Here is a 24,549-nt window from a genome sequence, read left to right as displayed (position 1 = left end):
GGTGTTGTGGCGGGTGAATATTTGGTAAAGAAGAACCGGTTTTTCTTTATTAAACAGCGACATGGCCAATGGTGCACGCGTGATACCCGCTCTTGACGGCGCGGCTGCAATCCCCGACCAATGGCCCCCATGATCCATCACTGGCCCCTCCGCGTGTATTACGAAGACGTCGATCTGGCGGCAATCGTCTACTATGCGAATTACCTCAAATATCTCGAACGCGGCCGCTCCGAAATGGTCCGCGCCGCAGGCATCAGCCAGCTCGACATGAAAACTGCGGGCCTCGTCTTCGCCGTCCGCCGCGTCGAAGCCGATTACCTCAAACCGGCCCGTTATGACGATGAACTCGTCATCGAAACCCGCCTCGATCGCCTCAAAGGCGCCTCTTTCGACATGCCGCAACGCATCCTGCGCGGTGATGAGGTCCTTATGGAGGCGCGTATCACGGTCGTCATTCTCAATGAACAGGGTCGCGCCGCCCGGCTTCCGGCGGATATCCGCGCAAAAGTCACAGCGCTTACGGCAAGTCGCGGCGTGTGACACAGAAGTGTTCGCCATACCCCTTTTTTGCTGATAAACTCATCATCAAATGAGGCGCACCAAAAAATCGCGCCCTTTATGTTTGAGGCCGGGCAGAGGACAGCAAAAAGCTCATGGAAACAGAGACGCTCGCTTTGGCGAACGAGGCGGATTTCACCCTCGTCGCCCTATTCTTCCGTGCAAGTTTCATCGTTCAGCTTGTGATGCTGGCGTTGATCGTCGCCTCCGTTTGGGTCTGGGCGATTGCCTTCACGAAATTCTCCATGTTCCGTCGATCCCGCACCAATGCGGCGACGTTTGACGCGGCGTTCTGGTCCGGCGAGCCGCTCGATGAACTCTATGATCAGGTCGCTGATACACCGGGATCCGCGTCCGAGCGGGTCTTCGTCGCGGGCATGACCGAATGGCGCCGCTCGTTGCGCGATGATGGCGCCTTGATCCCAGGCGTACAGCAGCGCGTGGACCGCTCCATGGATGTCGCCATCGCGCGCGAAAGCCAGCGGATGACCAACGGATTGAACTTTCTCGCCACAACCGGCGCCACCGCACCGTTCGTTGGCCTTTTCGGCACCGTCTGGGGCATCATGCGCTCGTTTCAGGAGATCGCGATTTCCGGGCAAACCTCGCTTGCCGTGGTCGCCCCCGGCATCGCGGAGGCGCTTCTGGCCACCGGACTTGGCCTACTGGCGGCAATCCCGGCGGTGATCCTTTACAACAAGCTGTCGAGTGACGCCGATGAGATTATCGGCAATTACGAAAGCTTCGCCGACGAATTCTCCACCCTGCTCAGTCGGCAGCTCGACTGATGGGGGCGTCCGTCCAGCAGGGCGGCGGTCAACGTCGCCGCAGGGGTCGGGGCCGCAGAGGTGCGCGCCCGATGTCCGAGATCAACGTCACGCCTTTCGTGGACGTGATGTTGTGCCTTTTGATCATCTTTATGGTGGCAGCCCCCTTGATGACGGTGGGCGTGCCGATTGACCTGCCCGATACCTCCGCCGAGGCCTTGCCGAGCGAAGAGGAAGAGCCTCTTACCGTGACGCTGGCCTCTGACGGTCGGGTGATGTTGCAGACCACGGAAGTGACCCGCGAAGAGATCATCCCGCGCCTGCAGGCAATTGCCGCAGAACGCGACAGCCCGCGCATTTTCGTGCGCGCTGATGGCGGCATTCCCTATGAGCAGGTGATGCAGGTGATGGGCGCATTGAATGCCGCCGGATTCCGCGAGATCGGTCTGGTGACGGATTCCGGCGGTCCGACGCTGGATGGCCAGGAGGAGTGAGACGCAGATGCGCCGGTCGCTCTATGCCTCAGCCGCGATCCATGTGGGCATCCTTGGATGGGTGGCCTTTGGCGGGCTCTTGTTCGAGCGCAGCCCGGAGGTCGAGTTCGAAGTGACGGGTGTGGCGTTGATCACCACAGACGAGTTCGAGGCGCTGACCAGCGGGGCCGGCGATGAACCTGCAGTGATCGAAGCGCTTGAGACGCCGGCCTTGCCGCAAGTCACCGAAGCGCCCGAGATCCCGGCCTTTGAAACGCCGCCGCCAGTGACCGAACAACCCGTCGAGACCGGAGCGCCCGCGCCCGAAAGCGATCCCGTACCGGTAGACCCAGTGCCCGACACGCAGGTCAGCGACGAGGTCGCCGTTCTGGCCCCGCCGCCCGATGCGCCAGACGCCGAGCCGTCGGACACACCGACACCGGAAGAGGCCCCGCGCGTGGCTCCGGAGGCCGCGCCGCTTCCCGAGCCGGACGTTGAGACCGCGCCTGAGGTATTGGAGCAACCCACCGAAGAGGCTGTGGCCGAGGAAGCCCCGGTCGAAGAGGTGACGGAGACCGCGCCGGAGGAGGCCACAACCGAGATTGTGACCGAAGCCGAGGAGCCCGCGGCGGCGCTGGCGCCAACGGCCTCCGTCCGGCCAACGGCACGGCCCGCACGCCCCGCGCCCGTGGAAGAGCCGGTCGAGGAGGCCGTGGCCGAAGCGGAAGATCCCGCCCCCACCGACGAGAGTGTGGCTGAGGCGCCGACCGAAGACGTTGTGGCGGAGGAAGACCCGCTGGCTGCTGCGATTGCCGGGGCCGTGGCCGAGGCGGTGGACACGCCTGCGACGGCAACCGTTTCTGCGCCCGCCGGTCCGCCGCTGAGCCAGGGTGTGCGGGATGGGTTCCGCGTAGCGGTGAGTTCATGTTGGAACGTCGGATCGTTGTCGACGGAGGCCTTGGGCACAACCGTGGTGGTGGGTTTCGACATGACAACCGACGCGCGGCCCGAGACCGGAACGATCCGTATGATCGAGTTCACCGGCGGATCAGAGGCGGCGGCGTTGCAGGCCTATGAGGCGGCGCGGCGGGCGATCATACGGTGCGGAGCAAATGGCTATGGCCTACCCGAAGAAAGCTACGGGCGCTGGCAACAGGTCGAGTTGGTGTTCAATCCCGAAGGGATGCGTCTGCGATGAGGTATGTTCGAACCGCCTTTGCTTTGGCCTTAACGGTGGGCATCGCCCCGCTTGCCGCCCCCGTGGCCGCGCAATCGACGTCATCGGACGGTTCACGCGTTTTGATCACCGTTGAGCAGGTCACAGCGGAGGAAGCGCAGGTTCTGACCGTGCCGGAATTCGGCCCGCTGATCACCGGCGAGGCGTCTGACGGCGTGTTGCTGGAGGCGACGAGCGGCGGACAGGGTGTGTTCCTCGAATATCAGCCGGTTGGAGATGCAAGGGTCGGGGTTGCGGCCGATGCGACGAGACAGCCGCCGCCGCGCCCCGAGCCGCGCCCCACGAACCTAAACGTTGCCGAGAATGTCGTCGAAGTGACCCCAGAACAGGAAGAGGTCGTTGTGATCGTTGTGGATGCGGACACCGCCGGGCCGCGTCCGGCGCAGCGACCCCGCGAGATTGCGGTTGACGCGCCGGCCGCACTGGTTCTGCCGGTCGAGGAGGCGGTGCAAGAAGTTGTGATCGCGGCTGCTGTGCTGCCGAACCCGTCGCCTGCGCCGTCACTTGTTTTGGAGCCCACGGTTACACCCTCTGATGTTAGACGTGCGCCGACACCGACAGCGACGGAAACCGTCGCAAACATCACCCCCCGCATGCCGCCCGCGTCGCGATCCGCGGTGCATTTGCCCGGTCCGCTGTCTGCCGCGCGGCCCGATGTGCAACCGGCAGCGTTCGCCGTGCCCCGGCAGGACCGTGCTCCGGTTGCCCCCGGCCCGCAATCGGATGAGCCAGCCGTGCAGGAGACCATGGACACCCCGCAACCACCCGCATTCGTGACCGTTTCGGCGGCGCTGATGCCCGGTGTAAGCATACCTCCGAGCCGGGTCGCGCCGGTGGCGTTTACCACCTTGCCCACGCCCGACCCGTTTCCTTATTTCGCGCTGCCGCGCGGGTCTTTGCCCGCTGGTCCGCAGAGCCAGGATCGCACGACGCGCCCGCCCGTGCAGGTGTTGGAGCGCATGGCCGCAGTCTTGCTGGGTGATCCAGGAAGCGCGCCGCACCCACTGGACCCGTTGTCCCTGCCGGATATGCCATTGGCCGATGAACCGCCGCGGGATCCCGAGGGCGATCCGGACTTGCCGACCCCTGACGCAACGGCACTGGCGCGGCTTGTGACGGAGGCCGAGATCTGCTGGCAGTTTGCCGACCTCGCCGCCGATGCCGCCTGGGCCAGCCTGTCGGTTGAGGTTGCGTTGGACGAGATGAACATGCCCGCCGCGCACAGCATCCGGTTGACCGGGTTCTCGAACGTCATGTCGTCGTCGGCGGCGGAGGCCTATCACGCGGCGCGCGGGGCGTTGATCGCCTGCGCCGAGGCCACGGAAGGTGCGCCCGCAACAGCCGCCGCGACCCTTGTGTTTGATCGAACCGGGGTGCGCTTGAGATGATGGGCTTTGTGTATCGTCTGATTTGTGCGGGCCTGCTGGCGGGCCCTGCAATGGCTCAAGCCACTGCACTGGATGGGAGTGGCTTGACCGAGCAGGACGCCGCCGCGTTCAGGACGCAGATGCAGGCCTGTTGGAACGTGGGTGCCTTGCCAGCCGACGCGCAGGACATAGTTATGCGCGTTCGGTTCACGATGGCTCCGACTGGCGTGCCCGTGGCGGATAGTTTGGAATTGGTCGAGACATCGTCGCAGGATGCGGCCCATACAGAGTTGGCGTTTCAGGCCGCCCGTCGTGCGGTGATCCGATGTGGTGCGGGTGGCTACGATCTTCCGGCTGCCGCGTTTGCGTCGTGGGAACACGTCGAAGTCACGTTTGACCCAAGTGGCATGAGGGTGCGTTGAACATGGTCCAAACCTTCCCAGATATTGCCCCAGATACCGCGCGCCGCCGTGTGCGCCCCAGCAAAAAAGAGGTGGTGTTATGCTGACACGCCGGAATTTCATCGGTTCATCCGGGCTGCTTTTGGCCTCAACCGTGTTGCCGCATGTGAGCTTGGCCCAAAACGGTCCGCTGCGCCTTGAGATCACCGAAGGCGTGATCGAGCCGCTGCCGTTTGCCTTGCCCACGTTCATCGGTGCCAGCGACGCAGCGGCGGATATCAGTCGCGTGATTGCAGCCGATCTGCGCGGGACGGGGCTGTTCCGGCAAATCCCGCCGGACGCCTACATCAGCCAGGTCACCAGCTTCAACGCCGAGGTCAGCTATCCCGATTGGCAGGCGATCAATGCGCAGGCGCTGATCACCGGGGAGGTCGAGGACCGCGGCGACGGCAACATCGCCGTGCGCTTCCGCCTGTTCGATGTGTTCAGCCAGGCGCCGTTGGGCGAGGGGCTTCAATTCGTGGGGCCCGCTGACAGTTGGCGGCGCATGGCCCATAACGTGGCCGATCAGGTGTATAGCCGGATCACGGGCGAGAGCGGCTATTTCGACACGCGCGTGGCGTTCATCCACGAAGAGGGGCCGAAGAACGCACGCCTCAAGCGGTTGGCGATCATGGATTACGACGGCGCGAACGTGCAATACCTGACGGATTCGCGGTCGCTTGTGCTTGCGCCGCGCTTCTCGCCTTCGGGCGACCGGTTGCTTTACACCAGCTACGAGAGCGGCTTTCCGCAGGTCTACATCATGGATGTCGCCAGTGTGCAGCGCCGCCCGTTGGAGGCCATTTCGGGCGGCAACATGACGTTCAGCCCCCGCTTCACGCCCTCGGGGCAGAACGTAGTCCTGAGCCTTGAGCAGGGCGGCAATTCCGATATCTACGGCGTTGATCTGGCGACGGGAACCCGCAGCCAGCTGACGGGATCGCCAGCGATTGAAACCGCGCCATCGTTCAGCCCCGATGGCAGCCAGATCGTGTTTGAAAGCGACCGCACCGGCGGGCAGCAGATTTACGTAATGCCGGCGGGTGGCGGCGAAGGGCGGCGGATTTCGACCGGGGCGGGCCGTTATGGTACCCCGGTCTGGAGCCCGCGCGGCGATTACATCGCGTTCACCTATCAGGCGGACGGGCGCTTCCACATAGGCGTGATGCGCACCGACGGATCCGAGCAGCGGTTGCTGACGTCCTCGTTTTTGGACGAGGGCCCGACCTGGGCACCGAACGGCAGGGTCATCATGTTCACCCGCGAGACGCCGGGCGACGATGGCGCGCCGGCGGTCTATTCGGTCGACATCTCGGGCCGGAACCTGCAACGGGTGGCGACGCCCGGCATGGCATCGGATCCGGCGTGGGGACCGCTGCAAAGTTAACCGTGATTGGCGTGGGTGTGTCCCACGTGGTATAAGACAAAAAAACAAGGTCCGAGGATCAGAGCAATGATGACATCTTTCTTTCGCAAGGCCCCAGTGGTCCTTTTGGTAAGCACGCTGGCACTGGCGGCCTGTTCGCAGGGCGGGTTCCGGGGCGACGGGGCCCTGGGCGCGGATGGCGCAGGCGCTGCGGGCGCGGGTGGGGTAAATGACCCGACGAGCTCGGCCTATTTCAACCAGGTTGTGGGCGATCGCGTGCTGTTTGCCGTTGATCAATCTACCCTGTCGCCCGAGGCGCAGACGATCCTGAATGGTCAGGCCGACTGGCTGATGTCGAACCCCGAGTTCACGGCTCTGATCGAAGGGCACGCGGATGAGCAAGGCACGCGCGAATACAACCTTGCACTCGGTGCACGGCGTGCGGCGGCGGTGCAGGAATACCTGATCTCGCGCGGGGTGCCGGGCACGCGTCTACGCACGATTTCCTACGGCAAGGAACGCCCGATCGAGATTTGTTCGACCGAGGCCTGCTACAGTCAGAACCGCCGTTCGGTCACCGTGATTTCGGCAGGGCTGGGAGCGTAACCCATGCGATTTGTTATTGCCGTGTGCGCGCTTCTTGTGACGGGGCCCGCGCTTGCGCAGGACCGGGCGCAGACGCTGGCGGATATCCGGCAGGAGCTTTCGGTTCTGTTCGTTGAGATTCAACGCCTGCGTGGACAGCTGAACACGACCGGCGGGGCCAGCGGGTCGGGTGCAACGGGTGGCACCATCGACCGGGTGAACGCCATCGAGGCCGAGGTCCAGCGCCTGACCGCGCTGACAGAACGGATCCAGCTTGATCTGGACGGTGTCGTGCGCGACGGGACAAACCGGATCGGCGATCTGGAGTTCCGGCTGTGCGAGTTGGAAGCGGACTGCGACATTGCCACCTTGGGCGACACGCCCTCCTTGGGCGGTGTCACGCCGGCATCGGGTGGCGCGGCTCCGGCTCCGGCCCCAAGCGGTGGCGAGGTTGCGAGCTCGACGCTGCCCGACACCGGCGGGGCGAACCTGGCCGTGGCCGAGGAAGAGGATTTCAACCGCGCCCGCACCGCGTTCGAGGCCGGTGACTTCGCGGACGCGGCGGTGATGTTCGAAGCCTTCACGAACAATTACCCGGGCGGGCCGCTTTCGGCGGACGCGCATTATCTGCGCGGTGAGGCCGAGGCCAACCAAGGCCGCTGGAGCGATGCCGCGCGCGCCTTTCTGGACAGCTTCAGCGCCGCGCCCGATGGGCAACGCGCGCCGATTGCCCTGACATCTCTGGGCGTTGCTCTTGCGCAGATCGGACAAACGGATGAGGCTTGCCTGACGCTTGCCGAAGTGGCCACCCGCTACCCCGGCAGTGCTTCGGTCGCGGAAGCCGAAGCGGAACGCGGGCGCCTGGGCTGCCAGTGAACGACACGCTGCCCGAGCGGTTTGCCGCCCGTATGGGTCAACTGCTCGGGCCCGATTTCCCCACTGTTATCGCGCTGGCCGTCTCGGGCGGAGGCGACAGCATGGCGATGCTGGCCCTCGCGCATGAATGGGCGCGGGTGTTTGGCGTGCGTTTATGGGTCGTGACGGTGGATCACGGGTTGCGTGCCGACGGTGCTGCGGAGGCCGAAATGGTAGCTGCGGAATGCGCGGAGCTTGGTCATGCGCATGCCACTTTGCGTTGGTCGTGGGACGGGCAGGGCAATCTGCAGGACGCGGCGCGCCGCGCGCGGCTTGATCTGATGGACGCGTGGCGAGGCGAAATCACGCACGTCCTTATGGCTCACACACGGGACGATGTTGCCGAAACCTTCCTGATGCGACTGGCCCGCGGCTCAGGGGTTGAGGGGTTATCGGCGATGGAAGAGTTGCGCACGATCCAAGGCACGCGCGGTGCCTTCAAGGTGGTGCGCCCCCTGCTGCAAGAGGCGCGGAGCGATCTGCGCCATCATATCAATACGTTGCAGGTTCCCTATGTCGATGATCCGTCAAACAGCGATATGCGATTTGATCGGGTCAAGGCGCGGCAAGCCTTGGCCACTTTGGGGATCGATGCCGACACGCTTGCAACCACTGCCAGCCGCATGTCGCGGGCGTCCAAGGCGCTGTGGCGACGGGCGGCTGATGCCGGGCGGGCGTGTGTCCGCGAAGACACATGGGCGGGAATGCCCACGGGGGACCTTTTGATCGACCGCGATCCCTTCACCGCGGTGGAGCGTGATACGCAACTGCGCCTTGTGGCCGCCGCTTTGCAATGGGTGTCCTCGGCCGTTTACCGGCCGCGCGCCCGCGCTCTGGAAGACGTATTGGACCGTGCAATGTCGGGCGGTGGCAGCACATTGCACGGCGCGCGCTTGCTTGTGGGTGCGAAACACATTCGGGTGTGCCGGGAATACGCCGCGATCCGCCATCTTTCGGTATCCCTTGGCGATGATGCTGTGATTTGGGACGGGCGTTGGCGCGTCTCCACCGATCAAAAAACGCGCGCTCTTACGCTGCGTGCGCTTGGTTCTGACGGGTGGCAACAGGCTGAGCAGAAACCGGAAAACCCGCCTCCCCACGACGCCGCAATTTGTCTGCCAGCGCTCTTTGATGGGGAACGGCTGGTCGATTGGTATCCGGCAGAAAGGCATCCGGGATGTCAGGTGCAACTGTCGCCGCCGGCGGGACAATTCATCACATTCCTTGAATCGCGTTGAACTTGCCCCCTCAAAGCTTATCTTAGGCGCAACGCGGACATCGGTTCGCCCTTACTCGTTTCGAGGAGATCTCCGTTGGGTAACGCGAGAAATATCGCATTCTGGGTCATTCTGTTCCTGTTGATCCTGGCGCTGTTCAACTTGTTCTCTGGCGGTCAAAGCCAGGTGAACGACCGCACGGTGCCGTATTCCGAATTCGTACAATCCGTTGAAAACGGGTCGGTTTCCTCGGCCACGCTCGATGGCGAGAATGTGCAGTTCACAACCAGTGACGGTACCTTCACGACCATCGCGCCGGGCGACGCTGAACCGACGCAAACACTTTTGTCCAACGACGTGCGCATCGAAGCCGAAGCGCAGCAGCAATCTGGTTTCCTGAGCGTTCTGTCGCTCTGGCTGCCGGTTCTGGTCCTGATCGGCATCTGGATTTTCTTCATGAATCGGATGCAGGGCGGAGGACGTGGCGGCGCGATGGGCTTTGGCAAGTCCAAGGCCAAGTTGCTGACCGAAAAGCAGGGCCGCGTCACGTTCGACGATGTGGCCGGCATCGACGAGGCCAAGGACGAGCTTGAAGAGATCGTTGAGTTCCTGCGCAATCCGCAGAAGTTTTCGCGCCTTGGCGGCAAGATCCCCAAAGGTGCGCTTCTGGTGGGGCCTCCGGGAACCGGTAAGACGCTTCTCGCCCGTGCGATTGCAGGTGAGGCGGGCGTGCCATTCTTCACCATTTCGGGCTCGGACTTCGTTGAAATGTTCGTTGGTGTCGGCGCGTCCCGTGTGCGCGACATGTTCGAACAGGCCAAGAAAAACGCGCCCTGCATCGTGTTCATCGACGAAATCGACGCCGTGGGCCGGTCACGTGGCGTTGGCTACGGCGGCGGCAACGACGAGCGTGAACAGACGTTGAACCAGCTTCTGGTCGAAATGGATGGCTTTGAGGCCAACGAAGGCATCATCATCATCGCGGCGACCAACCGCCCCGACGTGCTTGACCCCGCGCTTCTGCGCCCCGGTCGCTTCGACCGTCAGGTGCAGGTGCCGAACCCCGACATCAAGGGCCGCGAGCGGATCCTCGGGGTGCATGCCCGCAAGGTGCCGCTTGGCCCCGATGTGGATCTGCGCATCATCGCCCGCGGCACGCCCGGTTTCTCGGGCGCAGATCTTGCAAACCTGGTGAACGAAGCGGCGCTGATGGCGGCGCGGGTGAACCGGCGGTTCGTGACGATGGAAGACTTCGAGAATGCCAAGGACAAGGTCATGATGGGTGCCGAGCGTCGGTCCATGGTCATGACCGAGGACGAGAAGAAGCTGACCGCGTATCACGAAGCGGGGCACGCGATTGTTGGCCTCAACGTGCCGGACCACGACCCGATCCACAAAGCGACAATCATCCCGCGCGGCCGTGCGCTGGGTCTGGTTCTGTCGCTGCCGGAACGCGATCAATTGAGCGTATCGTACCGCAAATATACGTCCAAGATTGCCATGGCGATGGGTGGGCGTGTGGCGGAGGAACTGGTGTTCGGCAAAGAGAACATCACGTCGGGCGCGGCATCGGACATCCAGCAGGTGACGCGCATTGCCCGCGCCATGGTCACGCAGTTCGGATACGCTGAGGAGCTTGGCTTCGTCGACTACGCCAACGAACAGCAATCACATCTTGGCTCGTATGGTGGTGGGACGACCCACTCCGCTGCGACGCAGAAGGTTATTGACGATAAGGTCAAGGAATTGGTGGACGAAGGCTACGAGACGGCGAAGCGTGTTCTCACTGAAAAGCGCGATGATCTGGAACGTTTGGCCCAAGGCTTGCTGGAATACGAGACGCTGACCGGCAAGGAAATCGGTAAGGTCATCGCTGGCGAAGCGTTGAACCGCGGCGACGACGATGACGAGGCGCCAACCTCGGGCGGGACGCCTTCGGTGACGGCCATCCCGAAGCTGCCGCCGAAATCCAAACCGTCCGGTGACATGGAGCCGGAACCGACGGCCTGATCCGATCGGACACATTTCATAGAAAAGCCCCGGTCGATGGACCGGGGCTTTTCTCTTTGTGACTGTGCGGGGTTACCCCATGAATTTCTTCTGCATGTCTTTCATCTGGGCGTCCAGGTCGGTCCACATTTTCTGAACACTCGCCTGCATCTCCTTGGCGGCATCCATGTTGGCTTTGCCAAGTTCTTCCATCTGAGCTTCGACATGCTTGCGTTGATCGTTGAGCGTGTCGATTTGCTTGGCCATCTCGGCCTGCCCCTGGGCACCGGCTTCCATCATCTTGGATTGCATTTTGCCCATCTCGGCAGTCCAATTCTCCATCTGAGCCTTGGCTTGAGCCATGAAGTCTTTCGGGTCGTTCATGTGTCTTCTCCGTGTTGACACACCGACACTACCACGAAATGCGGGGACGTCACGGGGCGCGCAGTCCGGCCATGCTGGCGTCAGGCGACGGCCAGTAGCATAACTCCGGCGCTCATGCCCATGGCGAGGCCGGTGAGGATCATCAGGCTGATTGCATTGACTTGCATCTTCATTCCCCCATTGCATCAATACACACATATTTAGATATCGGTTCCGTTAAGAAACGGTGCATTTCACGGTCCGGTTCCCCGCATCCTGCGAATTTTCCTTTCGGAAACCCCGTGTCTGTCCATGACGGGTTGCTCTGTGAAAATGTCGGAATTGGCCCTGTCGCTCTGTGGCCCGCCCGTTATAGGCGAGTAGAGACCGGTTTTTTCGCGAGGGAGACGCGCGCCATGGGCTACAAATCCGACATTGAAATCGCCCGCGAGGCGCAGAAGAAACCGATCCAGGAGATCGGGTCGAAGATCGGGATCGGGTCGGACGACCTTCTGCCCTATGGCCACGACAAGGCAAAGGTGAGCCAATCCTTCATCAATTCCGTGCAGGATCGCGCCAACGGCAAGCTGATCCTTGTTACCGCGATCAACCCGACACCGGCGGGTGAGGGCAAAACGACGACGACCGTGGGTCTGGGCGACGGCCTGAACCGGATCGGCAAGAACGCGATGGTGTGTATCCGGGAGGCTTCTCTCGGGCCGAACTTCGGGATGAAGGGCGGCGCGGCGGGTGGCGGCTACGCCCAGGTCGTTCCGATGGAGGAGATGAACCTCCACTTCACGGGTGATTTCCACGCGATCACCTCCGCGCATTCGTTGCTCAGCGCGATGATTGACAACCACATCTACTGGGGCAATGAGCTCGAGATCGACGTCCGCCGGGTGCAATGGCGCCGCGTCGTGGACATGAACGACCGTGCGCTACGCCAGATCACGGCCTCGCTTGGCGGCGTGGCCAACGGCTTCCCGCGTGAGGCAGGCTTCGATATCACCGTGGCCTCCGAGGTCATGGCCATCCTGTGCCTGGCGAAAGATCTCAAGGATCTGCAGGAGAGGCTCGGCGCGATGATCGTGGCCTATCGCCGCGATCGCAGCCCCGTGTTCGCGCGCGACATCAAGGCCGATGGCGCGATGACCGTGCTTTTGAAGGATGCGATGCAGCCGAACTTGGTGCAGACGCTGGAGAACAACCCCGCCTTCGTGCACGGGGGGCCGTTTGCCAACATCGCGCATGGCTGCAACTCGGTCATCGCCACGACCACGGCGCTGAAGCTGTGCGATTACGTGGTCACTGAAGCTGGGTTTGGCGCCGATCTGGGCGCTGAGAAATTCATGAACATCAAGTGCCGCAAGGCCGGGCTGGCGCCGTCGGTGGTGGTCTGCGTGGCGACCGTGCGGGCGATGAAGATGAACGGTGGCGTGGCCAAGGCCGACCTTGGTGCGGAAAACGTGGACGCGGTGAAGGCGGGTTGCCCAAACCTGGGCCGCCACATCGAGAACCTCAAGAGTTTCGGCGTGCCGGTCGTGGTCGCCATTAACCACTTCGTCACCGACACGGACGCCGAGGTGCAGGCGATCAAAGAGTACGTGTCCGAACATGGCGCCGAAGCCGTCCTGTCCCGGCATTGGGAATTGGGTTCCGAAGGCTCTGCTGATCTGGCGACGAAAGTGGCGGAACTGGCCGACGCGGATACCGCGAACTTCGCCCCGATCTACCCCGATGACATGCCCCTCGCCGAGAAGATCCAGACCATTGCCAAGCGTATCTACCGCGCGGACGAGGCACTGATGGACAAGAAGATCCGCGACCAGCTGAAGCTCTGGGAGGAGCAGGGCTACGGTAACCTGCCGGTCTGCATGGCCAAGACGCAGTACTCTTTCTCGACCGACCCGAACCTGCGCGGCGCACCCACGGGCCATTCGGTCCCGGTGCGCGAAGTGCGCCTGTCGGCCGGCGCAGGCTTCGTCGTTGCGGTCTGTGGCGAGATCATGACCATGCCTGGCCTCCCCCGGGTCCCCTCTGCCGAAGCCATCCACCTCAACGACGATGGTCAGATCGAGGGGCTGTTCTGATGACGGCGACGACGATCGACGGGAAGGCCTTCGCGGGCGATGTCCGCGCGCAGATTGCGGATCATGTCGCGCGGCTGAAGGCCGACCACGGGATCACGCCAGGGCTGGCCGTGATCCTTGTCGGCGAAGACCCGGCGAGCGAGGTCTATGTCGCCGCCAAGCACAAGCAAACGGTCGAGGTTGGCATGGCCTCCTTCGAGCATCGGCTGGCAGCGGATGTTTCGGAAGAGGCTTTGTTTGCCCTGATCGATCAACTGAACGCCGATGCAAGCGTTCATGGCATTCTGTGCCAATTTCCGGTGCCCGATCACCTGAATGAACGGCGCGTTGTTGCGCGGATCGATCCGTCAAAGGATGTCGATGGCTTGAGCGTGGTGAATGCGGGACTTCTGGCAAGCGGAGAGACCGGGTTGGTGTCCTGCACGCCGCTGGGTTGCCTGATGCTGTTGCGCGATCAGGTCGGCAATATGTCCGGTAAGGACGCCGTTGTGATTGGCCGATCCAACCTGTTTGGCAAGCCGATGGGGCAGCTTTTGTTGCAGGAGAATTGCACAGTGACCATCGCGCATTCGCGGACCAATGATCTGGCCGAGGTGTGCCGCCGTGCCGACATTCTGGTCGCCGCCGTGGGGCGGGCCGAGATGGTGAAGGGCGACTGGATAAAGCCGGGTGCGACCGTGATCGACGTGGGCATCACCCGTATCCCGCATCCCGAAAAGCCGGGCAAATCCAAATTGTTGGGTGATGTCGATTTCGCCGAAGCGGTCGAGGTCGCTGGCGCTGTTACACCTGTGCCGGGCGGGGTCGGTCCCATGACCATCGCCTGTTTGCTGGCCAACACCTTAACGGCCTGTTGCCGGGCGCACGGGCTTGAGGAGCCGCAGGGCCTGACCGTTTAACGCGGTGCAGAGATCATGCCTGACGCGTGTGTACGGGGATCGTCACGTGGACGGCGTCTGTACCGGAACCATGGTTCCCTGAAGGATGGCGACTACCTTCCGCGCGCCATTTTCGTCCTCGGCCTCAATATCGCATTGGGTCACGATTAACCGTTTTCCGGCCTTCACCACTCGGCCGGAGGCAATCAGGCGCGCGCCGACGGCGGGGGCGAGCAAATTGATCTTCATTTCGGCCGTCATCACTTCCACTGTGGGCTCCATCACCGTCAAGGCCGCGTAACCCGACGCGCTATCGCCCAGGGCGAAGGTGGCCCCGGCGTGGACGGCGCCATGCTGCTGGCTCATGAATGGCGCGATTTGCATGGTTAATACGACTTTCCCGGTGTCGATTTTATCAATACGCGCGCCAAGTGTATTCATCATGTCTTGCCGGGCAAAGCTTTGGTTAATGCGCTGCGTGATCTCAGAGGTCATTCCAAGTCTTTCGATTGTTTCCATCTTTTCTCTTGAAGCCAATGTAATTACAGCACTATTTAAAGCTTTATTGAATTAAGACGTAGATGAAAAAGAGTGTTAATGAAAGACACGCTGACGGGTATGTTTGGGCCCAAGCGGGATTGGTATGTTCGCATTGCGATCTGCATTCTGGCTATCATCATTGTTTCGCTTGTCGGCCCGTTTTCGACGTATGAGCGTTTTGGATTGGGCCAGCGTACCCTGTATTGGGGCGCGCTGATCAGCGGTTTTCTTCTGCCGGCTCATTGGATTCGCGTGTGGGTTCGCCACTCGATACCCGGCAGCACGCTACGGCGTGATTTCCGTGCAGTTTTTGCCATTGGTCTTTGCCTTGCGCCAGTGATCTGGTGGGTAAACCGGCAGCTTCTGGGTGAGATCGTTGCCGGGTGGAGCGCGTTTTTCGAACATCTCGTTGTGATCTGGCTGATCTGCTTGGTGCCGTTGCTGGTACGCCACTTTGTCCTCGCGCCTTCGGAGACTGCGGCCCCGGTCCAGCCCGAACCCGTCGCAGCGCAGCGTCTCGCAGACACTGATGCGGTGATCCCGCTGTTACGTCATTTGGAGCCGGATATGCGCGGCCCGATCCAACGGGTGTCCGCAAATGACCGGCAATCGCAGATCTATACAGAAAAGGGCGAAGCGTCCGTGCGGATGCGATTTGCCGACGTCTTGATTCAGCTTGATGGCGCGTCGGGCATGCAGGTGCATCGCTCCCATTGGTTGGCTTTTGATGCCATCGACAAGTTGCAGCAAGACGGACGCCGATACGTCGCAAAGTTGCGGTGCGGGGCGAGCGTTCCGGTCAGCCCAACCTATGTGTCGGGTTTGACGGATGCGGGAGTAACACTTTCGGACGGCTGAATGCCACCCGGTAGCTCAACGGGGCATCGGGATGCGTATGGGCGGGCGGGCCAGCAGAATTGCGGTCGCACCGTCACCCATTAGGCCCGAGAGGTCAGGGTGATCGCAGTGCAGCCCGCCGGTGTAGGTGCCATAGGCCGGCAGGATAAGACGCGCCGCATCAAGCAGGAAACAAGGTCGCGTGATCGTACGGCCCCGGGCTTTCACCCGCGCTTTGGGGTGGTAATGGCCCGAAACCTCGCCGCTGGCATCCGTGTCGCCAGCGATATGGCGAAAGGTCAGCGGCGCGATGTTGATCTGGCTAAGGTGATCGCCTCCGATGTCGACAGGACCGGGATCGTGATTGCCTTCGATCCAGATCCATTTGCGCCCGGCCATCACCGGAGCAAGCCGGTCTGTGACGGCTTGGGCAGTTGCGCGCGCAGCGGCGAGGTCATCGAAACTGTCTCCAAGGCAGATCACCCGCGCCGCGTGGGTCGTGTCGCAATCGGCGATCAGGCGGTCCAGCGTTTCCCGAATTTCATAGGGCGGCAATATCGGCCCGCCGCGCTGTGCCATATGTTTGGCCTGTCCCAGGTGCAGGTCGCTGACCACGAGCGTGGCCTGCGCAGGCCACCAGAGCGCGCCGGAGGACAGGGCCGCGAGGGTCTCGCCACAAAATCGGAATTCGAGAGCGTTCATGTTTCGTTCATATTCTGCGCATAGCTTTCGGTGCAAGCGCAACTTGCGGGGTCATTCGAGGGACAGGCCCGCCGTTTCCATCAGGCGTGCGGCCTCATCCTCAAGCAGGCGCTCATTGGCGAGCCCCTGGATTGGGATGCGACCGGGTTCCAAAAACAGGGGGGCTGCAAGTGGCGTGACGCGGCTTAGCGGCTTGTGATCGATGCGGTCGCCGATACGGTCCAGCATCTCTTCGACCCGGCCGAAGTCGACAAGGCCGCGCATCGCCTCGTTCCGTGTAATCTCAAGCATCACATGGTGGGGGTCGTATTTGCGCAACGTATCGTAAAGGATATCAGTTGAAAACGTCGCCTGCCGCCCGGATTTGCGTTTGCCGCCGGGCATGGCGCGATCCACCAGACCGGCGATGATCGCGCTGCCCTTGAAGGTGCGCTTCATCACGGCGTTGTCGGTGAGCCAGCTTTCCATGGTCTCCATCAGATTTTCGCGCGAGAACAGCGGGGCGACGTCGGTCACGTTGTCCAGACCCCAGATCAGCGTCGCGTAATCGGTCGAGACGAAGCCCATCGGGTTCAGACCCTGCGCCTCCATCCGCTGGGTCAGCAACAGGCCAAGTGTCTGCTGTGCGTTGCGCCCCGCGAACCCGTAAGCCACGAGGTGTTCGCGCCCGTCGTGGGGAAAGGTTTCAACCAGCAGTCGATCGCGTTCGGGCAGTTGTGAGACCTTGCGTTGCAGGTTCAGCCACTCGCGGGTGTGGGTTGGCAATTCAGGCCAATCGTCTTGTCGGAACATCGCAAGAATACGGTCGCTGAGCTGCGTGGAAGTGGCGAATTTGGTGCCCATGAAGGTGGCGATCTTGGGCTTTTGGTAGGGGGTGCGCGTGACCTCCACGACCATCTCGCGCATACCTTCGTAGCGCACGATTTCGCCCCCGATCAGGAAGGTATCGCCCTTGCGCAGGGTTGATGCGAAGTATTCCTCCACCTCGCCCAACGGCCTGCCGCCTCGGGTTTTGTGCAGCCGGACGGCCATTTTGTCGGCATCCACGATGGTGCCGATATTCATGCGGATGCGGGTCGTGGCGCGCGGGTCGCGCAGGCGGTAGGTGCCATCTTGTTCGATCAGGCGTTGCCATTGGTCGTAGCTACGCAGCGCGTAACCGCCGGTCGCCGCGAAGTCGAGACAGCGGTCAAAGGTGGCGCGCGGAAGGTCTGCATAAGCGCCCGCGGTGCGCACCTCGGTGAACAACGCATCCGCGGAGAACGGCCCGGCGCAGGCCCGGATCAGGATGTGTTGGCAAAGCACATCAAGCGGGCCGGTGTGGTCGGTGTCGCCGTCAAGCGTGTGCTCACGCACGGCCTGCAACGCGCAGACGCATTCGATCACCTCGAACCGGTTTGCTGGCACGATCAAGGCTTTGGAGGGTGCATTGTAACGGTGGTTGGCGCGTCCGATGCGCTGAACGAGGCGTTTGACGTTCTTTGGTGCGCCGACCTGGATCACGAGATCGACGTCGCCCCAATCGATCCCCAGATCGAGCGATCCGGTGCAGACGATGGCCTTCAGTTCGCCGTTGACCATGGCCTGTTCGACGCGCTCGCGTTGTTCGCGGGCAAGCGCACCGTGGTGGATGCCGATGGGGATCTGGTCCTCGTTTGCCAGCCAGAGGTGATGGAAGAAAATCTCTGCCTGCGCGCGGGTGTTGTGGAAGATAAGCGTTGTATTATGGGCCTTTACTTGCTCGAGAACGGCCTGCATCGCATATCTGCCGCCGCCTCCGGACCACGGCGGTGGGGCCTCGGTCGTGAGCATGCGGATGTCGGGATCCGGGCCAGGATCGGCTTGCAGAATAGCGCAGGGGTCGGGGTTCTTGGCGAGGATGCGCGCCACGGCGTCCGGGTCCTCAACTGTCGCCGAAAGACCCACACGGCGCAGGCCGGGGCGCAGGGCGGAGAGGCGGGAGAGGGCGAGCATGAGTTGGTCGCCGCGTTTGCTTTCGCTGAGCGCGTGGATTTCATCGACAATGACGCGTTGCAGGCCCGCGAAGGTGCGCGCGGCGTCCTCATAGCTGGTCAGGAGCGCGAGGCTTTCGGGGGTGGTCAGAAGAATGTGCGGCGGGTCGGCGCGTTGGCGCCGCTTGCGGCTCGATGGGGTGTCGCCGGTGCGGTCTTCGACGCGGATGGGCAGGCCGATTTCTTCGATGGGAACCGTTAGGTTGCGTTTGATATCGGCGGCTAAGGCCTTGAGCGGACTGATATAAAGTGTGTGGAGACCTTCGTGCGCCCCGTCCGCAAGCTCGGCGAGTGTGGGCAAAAACCCGGCCATGGTCTTGCCGCCGCCGGTGGGGGCAATGAGGAGCTGGCAGGGTTGATCTGCCAATGTGAGCATCTGTTGCTGGTGCGGGTGGATGGACCAGCCGCGGGCTTTGAACCAGCCTTCGATCTGAGGCGGGAGGGGGGCTGCTGCACGCGTGTCCATGGGGCGAACATAGGTCGAAAATCGCGTGAATGTATGTGTAGTTTTTTTGTAGTTTTTCTGTAGTTCTTTTTGTCTTTCCGTTTGGCACGGCAGGCGACGCTGTTCGGTCAAAGACCGAAGACGCCCCGCCCGCCGTGCCAAGAAAGCGTCAGTGCACGATCTTCTCTTCGCGGACGTAAAGGTTTTCCCAGGCGCGGTCGATGAAATCGGGGGTCATCTGGTAGGGGATGCCTTCGAATTCGCAAATCGCCTTGATCTGATCGCACAGGAACACCGGGTGGTAGTTGGCGTAGATGTTGTCGATCGTGGGATATTTTTTCTTGAGCATGTGGATCAGCGACGCCTCGTCGAGCGGCACGCCCTTTTTCTTCGCGACCATGGCGAAGATTTTCAGGAATTGCTCTTGGTTCGGGCCGTCGATTTTCACCTTGAAGAAGATCCGGCGCAGGGCCGCTTGGTCGAAGATCTCGTTGGGGTGGAAGTTGGTCGAGAACACCACGAGCGTGTCGAAGGGGACTTCGAATTTCTCACCCGATTGCAGCGCGAGGATGTCATAATTGACCTCCATCGGAACAATCCAGCGGTTGATCAGCGCCTGGGGTGGCTCTTCCTGACGGCCAAGGTCGTCGACGATGAAGACGCCGCCGGTGGATTTGAGCTGCAGCGAGGCCTGATAGGTGCGGCTGACGGCGTTGTAGTTGAGGTCGAGCATGGAGAGGTTCAACTCGCCGCCGGTCATGACGGTCGGGCGTTGGCACAGCAGGTAGCGGGTGTCGAATTTCGACGATGCGCGACGCAGGCTGGTTTGCTCGGGCGTTTCGGTGGCCATGATCGGGCTGTGCACGATCGGGTCGAACACGGTGATGACCTGACCGGCGTAGGCCAGCGCATGGGGGACGTAGATGTTGTCACCCATCGCCGCGCGGATGCCTTCGGCGATCGAGGATTTACCGTTGCCGGGCGGGCCATACATCAGGACCGAGCGGCCCGAGCCCACGGCGGGCCCAAGCTGATCAATCAGCCCGTCGGGCAGGATCAGGTGACCCATGGAGGCCTCTAACATGTCGCGGGTCAGCTTGATGTCGCGGATCGACTGGCGCTTGACCTGCACCTTGTAATCTTCGAGCGGCACGGGCATCGCGCCATAATATTCCGACTGACTGAGCGCATCGAGCGCGCGGGCCTTGCCGCCATCGGTGAGCTGGAAGCCCATCTCGGACGACGAGGTGGCGTGCAGCGTGCCGGTGGCCTGCAACAGGTTCTGGTCGCGGAGCATGTCGATCAGCTCGGTGGTGAGCGGGATCGGCAGGCAGACGGCCTTGGCGATCTCGGAGATTTGTTCGACGTTCTTGCGGAAGATCGTCTTGAGCACGATGTCGCGCATCATCACCGGCGTCAGGCCCGTATCGGTGAGCTTGCGCAGGGCCGGTGGGGCGAAGGCGGTGGAATTGTCTGTGACCTGCATATTCATGGGATTTCGTCCTTACGCGGTGCCGGTGATGCCGAGGATCATGTAAACGATCAGGCCAGTGGAAATGCCGATGCCATAGGGAAAAGCCTGCTTGCCGATGCTGCGCCGTCCCGTGTCCCAGGAGGCCCAACCGGGCGTGGCGGCGGTGACAGCGGGGATGCGTTTGGCGATCTGGTGCACGATCATGAAGGCGAAGGCCGACATGGTGATGATCGCGAGGACCAGCATGGCGTCGGGCAGGGCGATGAAGGGCGCCATGGCGGCGGCGAATTTCGCGTCGCCCGCGCCGAGGATCCCGATCGCCGACAGGACGAACCCGATCAGCAGGACAACGCCGAAGTGGCTGAAGCGCCAGGCATATTCCGGCAGCGGCAGGGCGAAGAGACCCAGCACGATAAAGCCCGCGAAGAGCGCCGTCACGGCCACATTCTTGATCTTCAGTTCGGTCAGGTCCGTGTAGATCGCCCACAATGCGATCGGCAAGCAGATCGGCAGGAATATCCAGGCCTGGCTGGCGGTAAGGGCTACGTCGAAATTCATGTTCTTTTCCCGATTTTGGAAACGGTTTTGCCGATTTGTGGCGATTAAATCGGGCTGAATAGGGGCAAGAACAGGGTCGTTTCGGTAAATCTGGAAACGCTTCGGGGCCCGAAGGGGCCCCGAGGTCGTGCAAATGGGCCCGAGGTCAGGCGTCGAGCGCGCGCAGAGCCGTGACCGCGTCTTCGAAATGCTGCGGGTGGGTGTCGATGGCTTCGGTCAGAAGGCCGCGCCCGTCCCGCACATCGCCGCGGCGGATGGCGGCCAACGCTGCGGTGTGCAGCAATTGGGCGCGCTCGATCTGGTTCATGTTGACCAGCGGCAATTGGTAATTGCCCTGCGCGGCGCGGGCGAGGACCAGGTTGTTCTTTGCGGTGAACAGGTCCGGGTCATAGGAGATCGCACGCAGGAACATTTCCTCGGCACGCGGGAAATCGCCCCGGGTCAGGAGCGAGTAGCCCCAGTTGTTGTAGACATTGGCGGGGCGGGTCGTCAGCCCGGCGGCGGTTTCATAGAAGCTGTCGGCGCGATCCCATTCTTCGTCGCTGTCGGCGATCATCGCTTCGAGCCGGTAGCGTTCGTAGGTTTCGAAGGTGGGCGGGGTCGCGTCGAGTTGCGCCTGCGCGTCATCCCAATCGCCGTTGCGAATGAGGGCATCGGCATAGTCCACGCGGTCCTGATCCATGGCGGCCTCATGGTCGAGGACCCGTTGCCATACCGTTAACGCTTCGCCGGCACGTCCGGCGCGCACCAGGCTGGTGGCCAGGCCGCGTTGCAGGTCGATGCGGGTGGGATCTTCGGTGGCCGCGCGGCGGAAGTAATTGACCGCCTCATCGGGGGCGGCGGCGCTCAGCATGATGTCGGCCATGTTGGTTTCGTCGATCACGTTGAGTGGATCGAGCGCACGTTCGACTTCGGCGTCGGTTGTGTTACACGCTGCAAGCGCCAAGACGGCAAGGGCCGCCGGGGCAAACCGGAGGATACGGGTCATGCTCTGCCTCATCTTTGGGGCGTGATCTTGCGCCACGCCTTCGTTTGTTTTCGCCCCGGATCGTCAGCCGCCCGCGGTCAGGGTGTAGACACCGCCGCCACGCCGGATGAGCCCGGGCCGATTTTGCTCATCTTCAGGGTATACCTGATTTTCCATCAGCGCGATAGCGAGGCGCAGGTTGTTGCGGATCGTTTCCGAACTGCCACTATCGAGGGCGAATGCCTGTTCGAGGATGCGCCGGGCCTCACCATATTCGCCCCTCTCAATGAGGGTGGCCCCCAAGTTGTTGAGGGCAGGCACGAAATCTGGCTGTGTGGCAATTGCGCGACGGAATTGGTCTTCGGCCTGACCCAGGCGCCCGAGCGCGAGGTTCGCGGCGCCGATGGCGGTGACCAGGTCGATGTTGAGCCCCTCCTCGGCGGCGGCGCGGTAATAGGCGCGCAGCGCCAGTTCATATTCGCCATTGGCCATCAGCCGGTCGCCGACGATCAGCCCGTCGATGCCTTCGTCATAGCCGTTGACGGTGTCGGGGATATTCAGGCCGGTCAGATCGGGAAATCCGGTATCGAGCCGGGGCGGTCCGAGGCAGGCCGAGAGCGCCAGGGGCGCGAGGATCAGGAGACATTTGCGGGGCACTTGCGCGCCTTTTGTTTTTGAAAACCACTCGGGCGCCAGCATACGCGATGCGGGCGCCTGTTGCATTGGTTTTGTTTCGGTGCGTCCCGCGGTGGGGACGGCCGGGTCAGCCGCCGCCGTTGAGGTCGGTGGCGATGCCGTAGACCGACGGCCCGATCAGGATGATCAAGAGCGGCGGGACGCAGAACAGCATGGTGAACAGCGTCAGCTTGGTGGGCAATTTGTTGGCCTTTTCCTCGGCCCGCATCACCCGTTTGTCGCGCATCTCGTCGGCGTAGACGCGCAGCGCCTCGGCGATGGATGTACCGAAGGTCGAGGATTGGATCAGCGTGGTGATGAAGGAGTTCACGTCCTGAATATCGACGCGTTCGCCCATGTCCCGCAGGACCTTGGCCTTGTCCTTGCCGGCCTTCATCTCGAAGCTCACAATCTCGAATTCTTCAGCGAGGGCGGGGTAGGAGGCCTTGATTTCGCGGGCGACCTTCACGATGGCCTGATCGAGTGATTGACCGGCCTCGACGCAGACCAGCATGAGGTCAAGCGCGTCGGGAAAGCCGGAATTGATCTGATCCTCGCGGGCCTGCACCCGGCGGGAGATCCAGTATTTCGGCGCGTAGTAGCCAACCAGACCGGGGACCAGCACGGTCAGGACCGAGCTTTGAGCCGAGCCGCCGCCAGCCACAAGGACGTAAAGCGTGCCCAACACAAGGCCGCCGATGCCCAGGGCGAGCTTAGCGAAATTGAACATCTGGATCGACGATTTCGACCGATACCCGGCGCGGATCATCTGCATCTGGGTGGCGGAGAGCTCTTGCTCGTCCTGCGGTTCGAGATATTGGGCGAAGCGTTCAAGCTTTTCGTTCTTGCCGCAAAGGCGCAGGCCATCCTGCTTTTTGCCGGCCGCGGCATCCGTGCGGTTCTCGCGCAGGGACTTGAACGGATCCTTCTGTTTTTTCAGCAGGGAAGGCAGCGCGGCCACCACCAGCAGCACACCCAACCCGCCCACGGCGATCAGGGGGCCAAGTTCACCCAGTTGCGCGACAAGAAACTCGTTCACGCTATCGAAGAGACCTGAGATAAATTCCATCGGACTGCTCTTTCTTACGCGGGCGCGAAGGCCCCTTTTTTAAACTTTGATGTTCACGAGCATGCGCATGATGATCATGTTCAAGGCCAGCATGACGGCCACGACGGCGGCGGCCGGAATGAAGGCGGGTGTGTCCATCACTTCGGAATAATAATCGGGCTGGCCCACATTGATGCCGATCAGCGCGAGGATCGGGAAGACCGACAGGAAGTTGCCGGACCATTTGGCCTCTGCCGTGATGGCGCGCACCTTGCGGAACAGTTTGAAGCGCGCCCGGATCACGTTGGCCAGACCCTGCAGGATTTCGGCGAGGTTGCCGCCCGAGGTCTGTTGGATGCCCACGGCCACGGCCAGGAAGCGCAAATCCTGAATATCGAGGCGTTCGGCCATGGATTGGATCGCTTCGGCGACGTCGCGGCCATAGGCGGCCTCATCGGCGATGATGCCAAGCTCGGACGCGATGGGATCGGACATCTCACGACTGACGGTGTTGATGGCGGAGACGAAGGGATGGCCGACGCGCAAGCTGCGTACCATCAATTCGACTGCATCAGGCAGCTGTTCTTCGAGCATGGCCATGCGTTTCTTGGCCTTGGAATTCACCCAGAAATACACACCACCCACGCCCATCGCGATCGAGCCGAGCGCGCGCAGGGGCAAGGAGGCACCGGTCAGGATCGTCATCAAAAGGAAGGACACGACGCCGCCGACCAGCATCATCAGCATCAACTGATTGGGCGAGAACGCGATGTTGCCGCGTTGCGCCTTGTCGGCGATCATCTGGTAGAAGGGCAGGCTGACGCCGCCCTTGTGTTGGTCGAGCTCCTTGCGGAGTTTGGCCAGGACGTCTTCGCGGCTGGTGCCGGATTCGAGCATCGTCAGGCGGCGGTTCACACGGGCATTCAGGCTGATCGACTTGCCGAAAACCAGCAGGTAGATGCCGTTCACCAGCATGATCACACCGACGAAAATGCCGATGTAGATGAGCGGTTCAATGGACAGTTGCATGGTGGCGTCGC

General features: G+C 62.3%; 24 protein-coding genes. 14 read left to right on the top strand and 10 right to left on the bottom strand.

Annotated features, from left to right (window positions below; translation table 11 throughout):
- Positions 1-129: 129 nt before the first annotated feature.
- The 11 genes from ybgC (at position 130) to ftsH (ending at position 10,938) form a co-directional block, all read left to right on the top strand.
- Positions 130-540, top strand: a complete 411-nt coding sequence (ybgC, locus tag V8J83_RS18645; RefSeq protein ID WP_339988007.1) for a tol-pal system-associated acyl-CoA thioesterase — start codon at positions 130-132, stop codon at positions 538-540.
- A 113-nt stretch (positions 541-653) separates the two neighbouring features.
- The gene (gene tolQ / locus V8J83_RS18640; RefSeq protein WP_339988006.1) at positions 654-1,346 is read left to right on the top strand and encodes a protein TolQ; all 693 of its coding nucleotides are present in this window, start codon (positions 654-656) and stop codon (positions 1,344-1,346) included.
- Complete coding sequence (gene tolR / locus V8J83_RS18635; protein ID WP_339988005.1) at positions 1,346-1,819, top strand: protein TolR; 474 nt, start codon at positions 1,346-1,348, stop codon at positions 1,817-1,819. Before tolQ ends, tolR begins: the two co-directional genes overlap by 1 nt.
- Before the next feature lie 7 nt (positions 1,820-1,826).
- Positions 1,827-2,996: a cell envelope integrity protein TolA gene (gene tolA / locus V8J83_RS18630; protein WP_339988004.1), complete on the top strand. Its 1,170-nt coding sequence runs from the start codon at positions 1,827-1,829 to the stop codon at positions 2,994-2,996.
- Positions 2,993-4,423, top strand: coding sequence for a hypothetical protein (locus V8J83_RS18625; RefSeq protein ID WP_339988002.1), 1,431 nt, complete (start codon positions 2,993-2,995; stop codon positions 4,421-4,423). Before tolA (V8J83_RS18630) ends, V8J83_RS18625 begins: the two co-directional genes overlap by 4 nt.
- Complete coding sequence (tolA, locus tag V8J83_RS18620; protein WP_339988001.1) at positions 4,420-4,824, top strand: cell envelope integrity protein TolA; 405 nt, start codon at positions 4,420-4,422, stop codon at positions 4,822-4,824. Before V8J83_RS18625 ends, tolA (V8J83_RS18620) begins: the two co-directional genes overlap by 4 nt.
- Positions 4,825-4,906: 82 nt before the next feature.
- Positions 4,907-6,232, top strand: a complete 1,326-nt coding sequence (gene tolB, locus V8J83_RS18615) for a Tol-Pal system beta propeller repeat protein TolB (RefSeq protein ID WP_439649804.1) — start codon at positions 4,907-4,909, stop codon at positions 6,230-6,232.
- A 69-nt stretch (positions 6,233-6,301) separates the two neighbouring features.
- Entirely contained in the window at positions 6,302-6,817 is a 516-nt protein-coding gene (pal, locus tag V8J83_RS18610; protein WP_439649803.1) for a peptidoglycan-associated lipoprotein Pal, read from the top strand.
- 3 nt (positions 6,818-6,820) lie between these two features.
- The gene (gene ybgF / locus V8J83_RS18605) at positions 6,821-7,672 is read left to right on the top strand and encodes a tol-pal system protein YbgF (RefSeq protein WP_339987998.1); all 852 of its coding nucleotides are present in this window, start codon (positions 6,821-6,823) and stop codon (positions 7,670-7,672) included.
- A complete protein-coding gene (tilS, locus tag V8J83_RS18600; protein WP_339987997.1) occupies positions 7,669-8,949 on the top strand; it encodes a tRNA lysidine(34) synthetase TilS in 1,281 nt (426 codons plus the stop codon). Before ybgF ends, tilS begins: the two co-directional genes overlap by 4 nt.
- A gap of 75 nt (positions 8,950-9,024) precedes the next feature.
- Positions 9,025-10,938, top strand: coding sequence for an ATP-dependent zinc metalloprotease FtsH (gene ftsH / locus V8J83_RS18595; RefSeq protein ID WP_339987996.1), 1,914 nt, complete (start codon positions 9,025-9,027; stop codon positions 10,936-10,938).
- Positions 10,939-11,010: 72 nt separating this feature from the next.
- Here ftsH and V8J83_RS18590 read toward each other — a convergent pair whose 3' ends face one another.
- A complete protein-coding gene (locus V8J83_RS18590; protein ID WP_339987995.1) occupies positions 11,011-11,301 on the bottom strand; it encodes a sll1863 family stress response protein in 291 nt (96 codons plus the stop codon).
- Positions 11,302-11,696: 395 nt separating this feature from the next.
- Between V8J83_RS18590 and V8J83_RS18585 the strand changes: the two genes are divergently transcribed.
- Both V8J83_RS18585 and folD read left to right on the top strand, forming a co-directional pair.
- Positions 11,697-13,373 (top strand): formate--tetrahydrofolate ligase, encoded by a 1,677-nt coding sequence (locus V8J83_RS18585; protein WP_339987994.1) that lies wholly within the window; start codon positions 11,697-11,699, stop codon positions 13,371-13,373.
- Positions 13,373-14,272: a bifunctional methylenetetrahydrofolate dehydrogenase/methenyltetrahydrofolate cyclohydrolase FolD gene (gene folD, locus V8J83_RS18580; RefSeq protein WP_339987993.1), complete on the top strand. Its 900-nt coding sequence runs from the start codon at positions 13,373-13,375 to the stop codon at positions 14,270-14,272. Before V8J83_RS18585 ends, folD begins: the two co-directional genes overlap by 1 nt.
- Positions 14,273-14,314: 42 nt before the next feature.
- Here the strand turns inward: folD and V8J83_RS18575 are convergent, their stop codons facing one another.
- Positions 14,315-14,746, bottom strand: a complete 432-nt coding sequence (locus tag V8J83_RS18575) for a PaaI family thioesterase (RefSeq protein WP_339987992.1) — start codon at positions 14,744-14,746, stop codon at positions 14,315-14,317.
- A 102-nt stretch (positions 14,747-14,848) separates the two neighbouring features.
- On the opposite strand from V8J83_RS18575, the gene V8J83_RS18570 reads away from it, so the two are divergent.
- The gene (locus V8J83_RS18570) at positions 14,849-15,649 is read left to right on the top strand and encodes a LytTR family DNA-binding domain-containing protein (RefSeq protein ID WP_339987991.1); all 801 of its coding nucleotides are present in this window, start codon (positions 14,849-14,851) and stop codon (positions 15,647-15,649) included.
- A 15-nt stretch (positions 15,650-15,664) separates the two neighbouring features.
- On the opposite strand, the gene pdeM is transcribed toward V8J83_RS18570, so the two are convergent.
- From pdeM to V8J83_RS18530, 8 genes are all read right to left on the bottom strand, one after another.
- Positions 15,665-16,330 (bottom strand): ligase-associated DNA damage response endonuclease PdeM, encoded by a 666-nt coding sequence (pdeM, locus tag V8J83_RS18565; protein WP_339987990.1) that lies wholly within the window; start codon positions 16,328-16,330, stop codon positions 15,665-15,667.
- A 51-nt stretch (positions 16,331-16,381) separates the two neighbouring features.
- Positions 16,382-18,808: a ligase-associated DNA damage response DEXH box helicase gene (locus V8J83_RS18560; RefSeq protein WP_339987989.1), complete on the bottom strand. Its 2,427-nt coding sequence runs from the start codon at positions 18,806-18,808 to the stop codon at positions 16,382-16,384.
- Positions 18,809-18,956: 148 nt separating this feature from the next.
- Complete coding sequence (locus tag V8J83_RS18555) at positions 18,957-20,279, bottom strand: DUF8689 domain-containing protein (RefSeq protein ID WP_339987988.1); 1,323 nt, start codon at positions 20,277-20,279, stop codon at positions 18,957-18,959.
- 12 nt (positions 20,280-20,291) lie between these two features.
- Positions 20,292-20,819, bottom strand: coding sequence for an A24 family peptidase (locus V8J83_RS18550; RefSeq protein ID WP_339987987.1), 528 nt, complete (start codon positions 20,817-20,819; stop codon positions 20,292-20,294).
- A 145-nt stretch (positions 20,820-20,964) separates the two neighbouring features.
- A complete protein-coding gene (locus tag V8J83_RS18545) occupies positions 20,965-21,807 on the bottom strand; it encodes a tetratricopeptide repeat protein (protein WP_339987986.1) in 843 nt (280 codons plus the stop codon).
- 63 nt (positions 21,808-21,870) lie between these two features.
- Positions 21,871-22,485, bottom strand: coding sequence for a tetratricopeptide repeat protein (locus tag V8J83_RS18540; protein WP_339987985.1), 615 nt, complete (start codon positions 22,483-22,485; stop codon positions 21,871-21,873).
- Between the two features lie 64 nt (positions 22,486-22,549).
- Positions 22,550-23,530: a type II secretion system F family protein gene (locus tag V8J83_RS18535; protein ID WP_339987984.1), complete on the bottom strand. Its 981-nt coding sequence runs from the start codon at positions 23,528-23,530 to the stop codon at positions 22,550-22,552.
- Between the two features lie 39 nt (positions 23,531-23,569).
- Positions 23,570-24,538 carry a type II secretion system F family protein gene (locus tag V8J83_RS18530; protein ID WP_339987983.1) on the bottom strand — a complete coding sequence of 323 codons (969 nt, stop codon included), beginning with the start codon at positions 24,536-24,538 and terminating at the stop codon, positions 23,570-23,572.
- Positions 24,539-24,549 lie beyond the last annotated feature (11 nt).

The sequence above is a fragment of the Gymnodinialimonas ulvae genome (assembly GCF_037543845.1).
GTDB lineage: Bacteria > Pseudomonadota > Alphaproteobacteria > Rhodobacterales > Rhodobacteraceae > Gymnodinialimonas > Gymnodinialimonas ulvae.
Note: the sequence above shows the minus strand (reverse complement) of the source record. Positions and strands in the feature narration are given on the sequence as shown.